This is a genomic window from Kitasatospora sp. NPDC058243, from assembly GCF_042882025.1.
GTDB lineage: Bacteria > Actinomycetota > Actinomycetes > Streptomycetales > Streptomycetaceae > Kitasatospora.
Genome location: NZ_JBHVWW010000088.1, coordinates 1 through 11,609 on the forward strand (window position 1 = coordinate 1; position 11,609 = coordinate 11,609).

The 11,609-nt window shown below is 71.1% G+C and carries 9 protein-coding genes; all 9 read right to left on the reverse strand.

Features of this window, described 5'->3' with window-relative positions; translation table 11 throughout:
* Positions 1–270: 270 nt before the first annotated feature.
* The 9 genes from ACFVX9_RS36030 to eccD all read right to left on the reverse strand — a co-directional run bounded on the left by ACFVX9_RS36030 (position 271) and on the right by eccD (position 11,300).
* Complete coding sequence (locus tag ACFVX9_RS36030; protein WP_380378420.1) at positions 271–1,956, reverse strand: ribonuclease J; 1,686 nt, start codon at positions 1,954–1,956, stop codon at positions 271–273.
* Positions 1,957–2,127: 171 nt separating this feature from the next.
* Entirely contained in the window at positions 2,128–3,027 is a 900-nt protein-coding gene (dapA, locus tag ACFVX9_RS36035) for a 4-hydroxy-tetrahydrodipicolinate synthase (RefSeq protein WP_063347602.1), read from the reverse strand.
* A 228-nt stretch (positions 3,028–3,255) separates the two neighbouring features.
* Positions 3,256–3,987, reverse strand: a complete 732-nt coding sequence (thyX, locus tag ACFVX9_RS36040) for an FAD-dependent thymidylate synthase (protein WP_063347603.1) — start codon at positions 3,985–3,987, stop codon at positions 3,256–3,258.
* Complete coding sequence (locus tag ACFVX9_RS36045) at positions 3,984–4,442, reverse strand: tetratricopeptide repeat protein (protein ID WP_063347604.1); 459 nt, start codon at positions 4,440–4,442, stop codon at positions 3,984–3,986. The genes thyX and ACFVX9_RS36045 overlap by 4 nt, the downstream gene beginning before the upstream one ends.
* A 7-nt stretch (positions 4,443–4,449) precedes the next feature.
* Positions 4,450–5,196, reverse strand: coding sequence for a 4-hydroxy-tetrahydrodipicolinate reductase (gene dapB, locus ACFVX9_RS36050; protein WP_387986078.1), 747 nt, complete (start codon positions 5,194–5,196; stop codon positions 4,450–4,452).
* A 14-nt stretch (positions 5,197–5,210) separates the two neighbouring features.
* Complete coding sequence (locus tag ACFVX9_RS36055; protein WP_387986081.1) at positions 5,211–6,563, reverse strand: M16 family metallopeptidase; 1,353 nt, start codon at positions 6,561–6,563, stop codon at positions 5,211–5,213.
* A gap of 114 nt (positions 6,564–6,677) precedes the next feature.
* The gene (locus tag ACFVX9_RS36060) at positions 6,678–8,885 is read right to left on the reverse strand and encodes a polyribonucleotide nucleotidyltransferase (protein ID WP_063347606.1); all 2,208 of its coding nucleotides are present in this window, start codon (positions 8,883–8,885) and stop codon (positions 6,678–6,680) included.
* Between the two features lie 456 nt (positions 8,886–9,341).
* Positions 9,342–9,632 (reverse strand): 30S ribosomal protein S15, encoded by a 291-nt coding sequence (gene rpsO, locus ACFVX9_RS36065; RefSeq protein ID WP_063347607.1) that lies wholly within the window; start codon positions 9,630–9,632, stop codon positions 9,342–9,344.
* A 210-nt stretch (positions 9,633–9,842) separates the two neighbouring features.
* The gene (eccD, locus tag ACFVX9_RS36070; RefSeq protein ID WP_380378414.1) at positions 9,843–11,300 is read right to left on the reverse strand and encodes a type VII secretion integral membrane protein EccD; all 1,458 of its coding nucleotides are present in this window, start codon (positions 11,298–11,300) and stop codon (positions 9,843–9,845) included.
* Positions 11,301–11,609: the final 309 nt, after the last annotated feature.

Here is an 11,609-nt window from a genome sequence, read left to right on the forward strand (position 1 = left end):
CTTCGGACCGCCTTCCAGCGGGCCCTCCGGGCGCTTCGTTCTTTCGTGTTTCAAGCTTATCAGATGTTTTCCGCTCCGTTTTCCGGAGTTTCATTTACCTGAGTGGCTTTCGCCTTTCGGCGCTCCCGAACTCTATCAGAGTTTCTCGGGCCGTTTTCCGCGGTCATTCTCGAATTCGCATTCGAGAAACTTCCTGCGGGGCCGTCCCGTGGGGCAACCCGGAGAACATTACGCACCGGGCTGCCCCACGTCAAACCAGCCGCCGGAGGCTCAGACCTCGACGACGACCGGCAGGATCATCGGCCGGCGGCGGTAGTTGTCCGCCACCCACTTGCCGACGGTCCGGCGGACCAGCTGCTGGACCTGGCGGGGATCCAGCACGCCGTCGCTCGCCGAGCGGTCCAGGGCCTCCTGGAGCTTGGCGGCGACCGGCACGAACGCGTTGTCGTCGATGCCGGAGCCGCGGGCCTGGAAGGTCGGGCCGCCCACGATCTTGCCGTTGGTCGAGTCGACCGCGACGAAGACCGAGATGAAGCCCTCCTCGCCGAGGATCCTGCGGTCCTTGAGCGAGGCCTCGGTGATGTCGCCGACCGAGGCGCCGTCCACGTAGACGTACCCGGCCTGCACCTTGCCGACGATCCGGGCGACGCCCTTCTCCAGGTCGACGCAGACGCCGTCCTCGGCGATGACCACGCGGTTGCGCGGAATGCCGGTGGCGATGCCCAGGTCGGCGGCGGCCCGCAGGTGGCGCCACTCGCCGTGGACCGGCATCAGGTTGCGCGGCTTGCAGATGTTGAAGAAGTACAGCAGCTCGCCGGCCGAGGCGTGGCCGGAGACGTGCACCTTGGCGTTGCCCTTGTGCACGACCTTGGCGCCCCAGCGGGTGAGGCCGTTGATCACCCGGTAGACGGCGTTCTCGTTGCCCGGGATGAGCGACGAGGCCAGGACGACGGTGTCGCCCTCGACGATGCGGATCTGGTGGTCGCGGTTGGCCATCCGGGACAGCGCCGCCATCGGCTCGCCCTGGGAGCCGGTGCAGATCAGCACGACGTCCTTGTCCGGCAGGTCGTCGAGCTGCTTGACGTCGACGACCATGTTGCCGGGGACCTTCAGGTAGCCGAGGTCGCGGGCGATGCCCATGTTGCGGACCATCGAGCGGCCGACGAAGGCGACCTTGCGCTTGTACTCGTGCGCGGCGTCCAGCACCTGCTGGATGCGGTGCACGTGGCTGGCGAAGGAGGCGACGATGATGCGCTTGTCGGCGTTCGCGAAGACGTTCCGCAGCGCGGCCGAGATGTCCCGCTCGGGCGGGATGAAGCCGGGGACCTCGGCGTTGGTGGAGTCCACCAGCAGCAGGTCCATGCCCTCTTCGGCCAGCTTGGCGAAGGTCGGCAGGTCGGTCAGGCGGCCGTCGAGCGGCAGCTGGTCCATCTTGAAGTCGCCGGTGGCCACGACCATGCCCGCGGGGGTGCGGACGGCGACCGCCAGGGCGTCCGGGATGGAGTGGTTGACCGCGATGAACTCGCAGTCGAAGGGGCCGATGCGCTCGCGCTCGCCCTCCTTGACCTCCAGCACGTACGGCCGGATGCGGTGCTCGGCGAGCTTGGCCTCGATCAGGGCGAGGGTCAGCTTGGAGCCGATCAGCGGGATGTCCGGGTTCTCCCGCAGGAGGAACGGGACGGCGCCGATGTGGTCCTCGTGCCCGTGGGTGAGGACGATGCCGTCGATCTTGTCGAGGCGGTCCCGGATGTAGGTGAAGTCCGGGAGGATCAGGTCCACGCCGGGCTGCTCGTCCTCGGGGAAGAGGACGCCGCAGTCGACGATCAGGATGCGGCCCCCGTATTCGAAGACCGTCATGTTGCGGCCGATCTCGCCGAGACCGCCGAGCGGGGTGATGCGGAGGGCGCCCTCCTTCAGGGCCGGGGGTGCGCCGAGTTCGGGGTGCGGGTGGCTCAAAAGACTCTCCTCACGACGCACGCCATATGCCCGGGGTCCTCCCCCTGAAGACATATGGCGTGCGTACTCAGTGTCGTTTTTCCTACTGGGTCGGTGCTCTCGCGCCGTCGGTCCGGTCCAGCGGCGGGCCCGTGAGGGTCCGGCGAGCCGGGGCGCGCACGTCTTCGTCTGTTACAGGTGTACCCCGCCGGCGGCGAGATCCTTCGTCAATCGTGCGATCTCCTCGGGAGTCGCGCCGACCAGCGGCAGCCGCAGCGGGCCGGCCGGCAGTCCCTGGAGCTCCAGCGCGGCCTTGGCGAGGATGACGCCCTGCGTGCGGAACATACCGCTGAACACCGGGAGCAGGCCCTGGTGGATCGCCGTGGCCTTGGCCACATCGCCGGCCAGGTACGCCTCGATCATCGCACGCAGTTCGCCGGCCACGACGTGTCCGACGACGCTGACCACTCCGGCGGCTCCGACCGACAGCAGCGGCAGGTTGAGGATGTCGTCGCCGGAGTACCAGGCGAGGTCGGAGCGGGCGATGGCCCAGGCGGCGGCGCCGAGGTCGCCCTTGGCGTCCTTGTTGGCGACGATCCGCGGGTGCTCGCCGAGGCGGACCAGCGTCTCGTGGCTCAGCGCGACGCCGCTGCGGCCCGGGATGTCGTAGAGCATGACCGGCAGCCCGGTGGTGTCCGCGATGTGCACGGTGTGCCGGTACAGGCCCTCCTGCGGGGGCTTGCTGTAGTACGGCGTGACGACCAGCAGGCCGTGGGCTCCGGCGGCCTCCGCCTGTCGCGCCAGCTCGGCACTGTGGTGGGTGTCGTTGGTGCCGACGCCGGCCACCACGTGGGCGCGATCCCCGACCGCCTCCACCACGGCGCGGACGAGCTGGGCCTTCTCGGCGTCGCTGGTGGTCGGGGACTCACCGGTGGTGCCGTTGACGACGAGGCCGTCGTTGCCGGAGTCCACGAGGTGTGTGGCGAGGCGCTGGGCGCCGTCGAGGTCGAGTCCGCCGTCGGCGGTGAACGGGGTGACCATCGCGGTCAGGACCCGGCCGAACGGCGTCTGGGGGGTGGAGGTCGGAGCCATGCGTCCAAAGCTACTCGTAGGCGGTGGGGCGGTAACCACACCGGTCCAGTGTTCGGACAGGGGCATACCGTGCGAAGCGGCGGAAACAGGCGGTGACATGGGATTCCGGTGCTGCCCGCTCGGGGGTTCGGGCAGCACCGGAATCCGTGTTCATGAATGTAGGGAGCGGCTAGAAAAGCCGCAATCCAGACATGCGAGACACTCCGCCCATATGCCTATCGTCCCAGGTCAGGGAGCGACCCGGCCGTGCTTCTCGAAGGCCGCATGGGTGAGCGGCATGAGCCGCGCCCACTCCTGCTCCATCTGCTCGGCGACCATCTCGATCTCGCGCTGCGGGAAGGACGGCACCGCCGAGTGCTCCCGCTTGGTCCGCAGCGACAGGAAGTGCATCAGCGAACGGGAGTTGCAGGTCGCGTACATCGAGGAGAACAGGCCGACCGGCAGCACCGCGCGGGCCACCTCGCGGGCCACGCCGGCCGCCAGCATCTCCTGGTAGCGCGCGTAGGACTCGCGGTACGCGGCCTCCATCGCCTCGGTGGTGGTCCTGTGCTGCTCGGGGGTGCCGTCGACGAACTCGTAGCGGCCCGGGCGGCCCTGCTGGACGAGCTTGCGCTCCTCCGCCGGGACGTAGAAGACCGGCTGCAGCTCGCGGTAGCGGCCGGACTCCTCGTTGTAGGACCAGCCGCTGCGGTGCCGGTGGAACTCCCGGAACACGAAGATCGGCGCGCTGATGAAGAAGGTCATCGAGTTGTGCTCGAAGGGGGTGCCGTGCCGGTCCCGCATCAGGAAGTTGATCAGGCCCTTGGACTTCTCCGGGTCCTGCTGGACCGCCTCCAGGGACTGCTCCCCCGCGGTCGAGACGCGGGCCGCCCAGATGACGTCCGAGTCGGCGGCCGCGCTGCGGACCAGCTCGACCGTGACGTCGCTACGGAAGCTGGGGGCCGTCGGTTCGTCGCTCACGCGTTGCTCCTTGCGGGTTCGGTGCTGTGCAGCTTGATGGCGTGCTGCATGGTCTTGCGGGCGCGCGGGGTGTCGCCGGCGTCGGCGTACGCCACCGCGAGGCGGAACCAGACCCGCCAGTCGGCCGGCGCGGCCTCCGCCTCGGCCTGGCGGCGGGCGAACACCGCATCGGCCGAGGCCCGGTCGATCCGCCCGCCGGTGGTGCGCTGGAGCTCGTCCACCGGCAGGCCGCCCTCGGCCTCCAGCTCCCGGGCGAGCTGCTCGCTGGCCCGGCCGAACCGGACGGTCTGGCGCAGGAACCAGACGCCGATCACCGGGATGACGAAGGCGCACAGGCCGATGCCGATGCCGAGCGGCTTGCCGGTGGCGACCAGCTGGACACCCTCCCCGACACAGAGGAGGGCGACCAGCAGCAGCACGCCGGACAGGACGAAGAATCCGGTACGGGACGTCATGCCGGGCTCACAGGTCCAGGAAGTGTTCGAGGCCCAGGGTGAGCCCCGGCGTCTCCACGACCTTGCGCACGCCGAGCAGGATGCCCGGCATGAAGCTGCTGTGGTGCAGCGAGTCGTGCCGGATGGTGAGCGTCTCACCGGTGTCGCCGAACATCACCTGCTGGTGGGCGAGCAGCCCGCGCAGCCGGACGGCGTGCACCGGCACCCCGTCCACGTCGGCGCCGCGCGCGCCGGGCAGGCTGTGGGTGGTCGGGTCCTGCTGCGGCGGGCGGCCGGCCTCGGCGCGGGCGGCCGCGATCAGCTGCGCGGTGCGGGTGGCGGTGCCGCTGGGGGCGTCGGCCTTGCGGTCGTGGTGCAGCTCGACCACCTCGACCGACTCGAAGTACTTCGCCGCGGTCTGGGCGAACTTCATGCCGAGCACCGCGCCGATGGAGAAGTTCGGCGCGATCAGCAGGCCCAGCTCGGGGGCCTGGTCGAGCCAGCCGCGGACGGTGGCCAGCCGCTCGTCCGTCCAGCCGGTGGTCCCGGTGACCACGTGGATGCCGTGGTGCAGGCAGTAGTCGAGGTTGCCCATCGCCGAGTCCGGGTGGGTGAGTTCGACGGCGACCTGGACGCCGGCCTCGGTCAGCTCCGCCGGCTCGGACCCGCGGCCCAGGGTGGCCACCAGTTCGAGGTCCGGCGCGGCCTCGACGGCCTTGACCGCCTCGGAGCCGATCCGGCCGTTGGCACCGATCACGGCGACACGCAGCGTCATAGCGAAATGTCCTCTCACACCAGCAGATCGGCGAGCTTGGCGGCCCGCTTGTCGTTGACCGGTCCGATCAGCGCCAGCGACGGCCGGTACGCGCCCAGCACATCACGGGCCACCGCGTGGACGTCGTCCAGGGTCACGGCCGCGATCCGCGCCAGCATCTCGTCCACCGACAGGTGGTGCCCGTAGCTCAGCTCGGCCTTGCCGATCCGGTTCATCAGCGAGCCGGTGTCCTCCATGCCCAGCACGGTGGAGCCGGAGATCTGGCCGATCGCGCGCCGCAGCTCCTCCTCGGTGATGCCCTCGGCGACCACCTTGGCCAGCTCCGCGCGGCAGATCCGCAGCACCTCCTCGACCCGCTTGGGCTGGCAGCCGGCGTAGATGCCGAACAGGCCGCTGTCCGCGTAGGACGAGGAGTACGAGTACACCGAGTACGCCAGGCCGCGCTTCTCCCGGACCTCCTGGAACAGCCGGGAGCTCATCCCGCCGCCGAGGGCCGCGTTGAGCACGCCCATCGCCCAGCGGCGCTCGTCGTGCCGCGGCACCCCGGGCACGCCCAGCACCAGGTGGGCCTGCTCGGTGGAGCGGTTGAGCACCTCGACCCGGCCGGCCGTGCGCAGCGCCTTGACACCGCGGCGGGCCTCGGCGGGGGCCGCGTCGGAGCGGGCCAGCACCGCCGCGAAGGCCTGCTCGACCTGCCTGACCACCGTGTGGTGGTCGAGGTTGCCGGCGGCCGAGACGACCAGGTTCTCGGGCCGGTAGCGGCGGCGGTAGAAGCCGGCGATCTGCTCCCGGGTGAGCACCTTGATGGTCTCCTGGGTGCCCAGGATGGGGCGGCCGAGCGGGCCGCTGCCGAAGATCACCTTGGCGAACAGGTCGTGCACCACGTCGCCCGGGTCGTCCTCGGCCATCGCCATCTCCTCGAGGATGACGCCGCGCTCGGCGTCGACGTCCTCGGAGCGGATCAGCGAGCCGGTGACCATGTCGCAGACCACGTCGATGGCCAGCGGCAGGTCGGTGTCCAGGACCCGGGCGTAGTAGCAGGTGTTCTCCTTCGCGGTGAAGGCGTTCATCTCACCGCCGACCGCGTCCAGGGCAGCCGAGATGTCCAGCGCGCTGCGCCGCGCGGTGCCCTTGAAGAGCAGGTGCTCCAGGTAGTGGGTGGCGCCGTTGAGCTGCGGGGTCTCGTCCCGCGAGCCGACGCCGACCCAGATGCCGAAGGTGGCGGAGCGCACCGTCGGCAGGGTCTCGGTGACGACCCGAAGGCCGCCGGGGAGGACGGTGCGGCGCACCGTGCCGGCGCCGTCGGCGCCCTTGAGCAGGGTCCGGGTGGAGCCGGGGCGCTGCTTCGCCGCCGGGGCCTGAGCCACGGGGGGTACCTCCAGAGGAAACACGCGTGGGAACGCTTGGACGAACGCGGGGGCAACAGGGTGCGGCCCGCACGCCGGGAGGCGTACGGGCCGCAAGGATCAGCTAGCGGCGCTTCACTCGGAAGCGGTCTCGCCGGCTTCCTCGCCCTCGACGACGGGGATGAGGGAGAGCTTGCCGCGCGGGTCGATCTCGGCGATCTCGACCTGCACCTTGGCGCCGACACCGAGGACGTCCTCGACGTTCTCGACGCGCTTGCCGCCGGCCAGCTTGCGGATCTGCGAGATGTGCAGCAGGCCGTCCTTGCCCGGCATGAGCGAGACGAACGCGCCGAACGTCGTGGTCTTCACCACGGTGCCCAGGTAGCGCTCGCCGACCTCCGGCATGGTCGGGTTGGCGATCTGGTTGATCGTGGTGCGGGCGGCCTCGGCGGCCGGTCCGTCGGCGGCACCGATGTAGATGGTGCCGTCGTCCTCGATCGTGATCTCGGCGCCGGTGTCCTCCTGGATCTGGTTGATCATCTTGCCCTTGGGGCCGATGACCTCACCGATCTTGTCCACCGGGATCTTGATGGTGATGATCCGCGGGGCGTTCGGGGACATCTCGTCCGGCGTGTCGATGGCCTCGTTCATCACGTCGAGGATGTGCAGACGCGCGTCCTTGGCCTGCTTCAGCGCGGCGGCCAGCACCGACGCCGGGATGCCGTTGAGCTTGGTGTCCAGCTGCAGGGCGGTGATGAAGTTGCGGGTACCGGCGACCTTGAAGTCCATGTCGCCGTACGCGTCCTCGGCACCGAGGATGTCGGTCAGCGCGACGTAGTGGGTCTCACCGTCGATCTCCTGGGAGATCAGGCCCATGGCGATACCGGCGACGGCGGCCTTCAGCGGCACACCGGCGTTCAGCAGCGACATGGTGGAGGCGCAGACCGAGCCCATCGAGGTGGAGCCGTTGGAGCTCAGCGCCTCGGAGACCTGGCGGATGGCGTACGGGAAGTCCTCACGCGAGGGCAGCACGGGGATGATCGCCCGCTCCGCCAGCGCGCCGTGGCCGATCTCGCGGCGCTTGGGCGCACCCACGCGGCCGGTCTCGCCGACCGAGTACGGCGGGAAGTTGTAGTTGTGCATGTAGCGGCGACGCGTCTCCGGGGAGAGCGTGTCCAGCTGCTGCTCCATGCGCAGCATGTTGAGGGTGGTGACGCCCAGGATCTGGGTCTCGCCACGCTCGAACAGGGCCGAGCCGTGCACGCGCGGGATGGCCTCGACCTCGGCGGCCAGCGTGCGGATGTCGGTGACACCGCGGCCGTCGATGCGGACCTTGTCCTTGATGACGCGCTCGCGGACGACCTTCTTGGTCAGCGCGTTGTAGGCGGCGCTGATCTCCTTCTCGCGACCCTCGAACTCGGGGAGCAGCTTCTCGGCGGCCAGCGCCTTGACGCGGTCCAGCTCGTTGTTGCGCTCCTGCTTGCCCGGGATGGTGAGGGCCTGGGCGAGCTCGTCCTTGACGGCGGCGGTCAGCGCGGCGAGGACGTCGTCCTGGTAGTCCAGGAAGACCGGGAACACGCCGGTCGGCTTGGCGGCCTGGGCGGCGAGCTGCGACTGGGCGGCGCACAGCACCTTGATGAACGGCTTGGCGGCGTCCAGACCGGCGGCGACGACGTCCTCGGTCGGCGCCTCGGCGCCGCCCTCGACCAGCTTGATGGTCTTGTCGGTGGCCTCGGCCTCGACCATCATGATCGCGACGTCGCCGTCCGGCAGGACGCGACCGGCGACGACCATGTCGAAGACGGCCGACTCCAGCTCGCTGTGGGTCGGGAAGGCCACCCACTGGCCGTTGATCAGCGCGACGCGGACGCCGCCGATCGGGCCGGAGAACGGCAGGCCCGCCAGCTGGGTGGACGCGGAGGCGGCGTTGATGGCCACCACGTCGTACAGGTGGTCGGGGTTGAGCGCCATGACGGTGCAGACGACCTGGACCTCGTTGCGCAGGCCCTTGACGAAGGACGGGCGCAGCGGGCGGTCGATCAGGCGGCAGGTGAGGATCGCGTCCTCGGAGGGCCGGCCCTCACGACGGAAGAACGAGCCGGGGATGCGGCCCGCGGCGTACATGCGCTCCTCGACGTCCACGGTCAGCGGGAAGAAGTCGAAGTGCTCCTTCGGCTGCTTGGACGCGCTGGTGGCCGACAGCACCATGGTGTCGTCGTCCAGGTAGGCCACGGCGGAGCCGGCGGCCTGACGGGCCAGACGGCCGGTCTCGAAGCGGATGGTACGGGTGCCGAAGGAACCGTTGTCGATCACGGCCTCGGCGTAGAACACGTTCTCTTCCACCTGGAAGATCTCCTCTTTCGTACGTCTCCGGGAGAGCGTCCCCGCGCTGCCTGCCGGCTGGCCCTGGCCCTCCTGGCAAGGAGGACGGCAGTCGGGCCGGTCTTCGATCGAAGCCTCCGGGGTGCTCCGCTCGGTCTGCGGGGCTTCCGGGGGCCACTACCGAGGACCGGCGCCTCACGGCTGCCGGGCCGGGACGGGCGGTCCGCGTCTGGACGCTCTCTCGGATGCGGGCGGCTTCCGTTTGAAGCCTTCGGCCCGCGGGGGGTTCGGGTTCGTCTGCCCGGGTGGCGCGCTGGTGCGCCATCACCGGGCATGCCCACAACCCTACGGTGCAATCCTCGGCCACCTGGGGAGGTACGCGCGAGTTGTTATGTCCGGGCGCCGCGGCTCGGGGTGTCCGCGGCATACGCGCGAGGGGCGGCTCCCCGGTGTGGGGAGCCGCCCCGAGCGGCGGTCTTAGCGGGCGCCACCGGCGGCACCGCGGCGGATGCCCAGGCGGTCGACGAGCGTACGGAAGCGCTCGATGTCCTTCTTGGCCAGGTACTGCAGCAGGCGGCGGCGCTGGCCGACCAGGATCAGCAGGCCACGACGCGAGTGGTGGTCGTGCTTGTGGGTCTTGAGGTGCTCGGTCAGGTCCGCGATGCGACGGGAGAGCATGGCCACCTGGACCTCGGGGGAACCGGTGTCGCCCTCCTTCTGGCCGAACTCGGCGAAGATCTGCTTCTTGACGTCAGAGGCGAGAGCCACTGCAACTCCTTCAGGGTGTACCGAGCGGTCCTGGTCGACAACACAGGACTGATGAGGACTCGGTGTCGTGACGGAGCGCGGCCGGCGGTCTGCGACCCACCGGAGGCGGACACACGGCTGCGCTCGAAGGCCAAGGGTACCAGTGCCGCCCACCCGGCCGGTCGGCGGGCCGGACGGGCTGAACGGGGCGGGCGGCGCGGGCCGGGCCGGTCAGCTGGTGGCGCCGCGGACCAGCCGGTAGACGTCCAGGACGGCGAGCGCCAGCGGGACGAGGGAGATCAGGGTCAGGCTGTCGACCAGGTCCAGGATGCGCCCCCAGAACGGGGAGACGCCGAGCCGGGGCACCACCAGCGCGATCGCGGCGAGCAGCGCCGCGCCGAACGCGATGGAGGCCGCCAGCCAGACGGTGCGCAGGTCGACCTCGGTGGAGCTGGCGGCGCGCAGGATGAACTGCGGGGTGTGCAGGGACAGGCCGATGATCAGCAGGGCCAGGCCGAGCAGCCCGGCGATGGTGAGGCTGAAGACCTGCGCGGTGTAGCGGAACAGCCGGGCGCGCAGCATCGTGGCCAGGCCCAGGGCGAGCGCGAGCAGCTCGGGGAACGTCCGGTCGGTGAAGCCGAGGACGGCGCAGGAGCCGACCACGACCGCGGCGCAGCCGCCGACCAGGCCGACCAGGACCTCGTGGCCGCGGCGGGCCTGGTGGGCGATCCGCTCGTACTGGACGGCCTCGGCGCGCTCGGCCTCCTCGTCGTGGTCGCGGCTGCGGGTGCGGGTCTGGCCCGGGGCGCTGAAGCCGACGGGCAGCCGGGCGAAGCGGGCGGAGAGGCCGGGCAGGAAGCCGACGGCCGCGACGGCGGTGATGCCGGTGACGGCGGCGATGTGCCCGGCGGGGGTGTCCGGCAGCAGGACGGCGGCGAAGGTGGCGAGCGCCCCGGCGGCCGCGACCAGGGCGGCGGCGACGAACACCGCGTCCTTCTCGGGGAGCAGTCCGACCAGCAGCACGGCGACCACCAGGGCGGCGACGCAGCCGGCCAGGAACTGGAGCCGGCCGGGGCCGTCCCACGGGTGGGCGACGGCGAGGACGCCGCTGCCGCCGATCATGGCGTGCGGCAGGGCGCCGAGGCCGAGCGCGAGCGCGGCGTGGGCGTCCTGGTAGACCCGGGCGCGGACGCCGGCCAGCGCGGTGAGGACGACGGCGGTGACGCCGGCCAGGACGCCGGGCAGGCCGTGCATGTCGTGGCGCAGGTCGGCGAACCAGAGCGCGAAGCCGAGCAGGACGAGCAGCAGTGCGGCGCCGATCAGGCCGAAGGCCCGCATGAGTTCGGCGCTCCAGAGCCGGCGGTCGGTCTCGACGGCGCTGGCGATCGCGTCGGCGACGTCGTCGTAGACGGCCGGCGGGAGGGACTCGGCGAAGGGGCGCAGCGCGAGCAGGTCGCCGTCGCGGACCTGCTGGGCGGCGAGCGGCAGGCCGCTGTCGAGGACGGTGCCGTCGCGGCGCACCAGGTGGAAGCCGGTGGGAGCGCCGTCGGGCCGGCTCTGGTTGGCCAGGCGCAGCACCTCGGGGTAGACGTCCGCGAGCGGGACGTCCTCGGGCAGGGCGACGTCGATCCGGCGGTCCGGGGCGACGACGGTGACCCGGCAGTAGCCGGTCGCGGCGGCGTTGCTCATCGCCGCACCTCGGTCCTTCGACGCACTGGGCGCTCCCCCTTGTTGACGGTGCCGCGGCACGGCGGCGCTCGGTGTGGCAGTGGAACCGGCCCGACCGGGCCGCGAGTTGGCGCGGCGTTACCCTACCCGCTCGGTTCGTGCCCGGCCCCGGTGCGGGCCGGGCCCCCGGCGGGGGGTGCGGACGCGGGCCTGGCGGGCGGTGCGGGGGCGACCGTTAGGATCGGCCCCTGCGCGCGGTACGGGGGGCGGCGCCGTGTGGTGCGTCCTCGCCCTGGTGAATCCCGTACGAGCCGTACGAGCCGTACGAGT

Bases quoted from the DNA above. Each gene is read 5' to 3' on its own strand.
- dapA (WP_063347602.1), bottom strand. From the start codon at position 3,027: ATGGCTCCGACCTCCACCCCCCAGACGCCGTTCGGCCGGGTCCTGACC.
- ACFVX9_RS36045 (WP_063347604.1), bottom strand. From the start codon at position 4,442: ATGACGTCCCGTACCGGATTCTTCGTCCTGTCCGGCGTGCTGCTGCTG.
- dapB (WP_387986078.1), bottom strand. From the start codon at position 5,196: ATGACGCTGCGTGTCGCCGTGATCGGTGCCAACGGCCGGATCGGCTCC.
- eccD (WP_380378414.1), bottom strand. From the start codon at position 11,300: ATGAGCAACGCCGCCGCGACCGGCTACTGCCGGGTCACCGTCGTCGCC.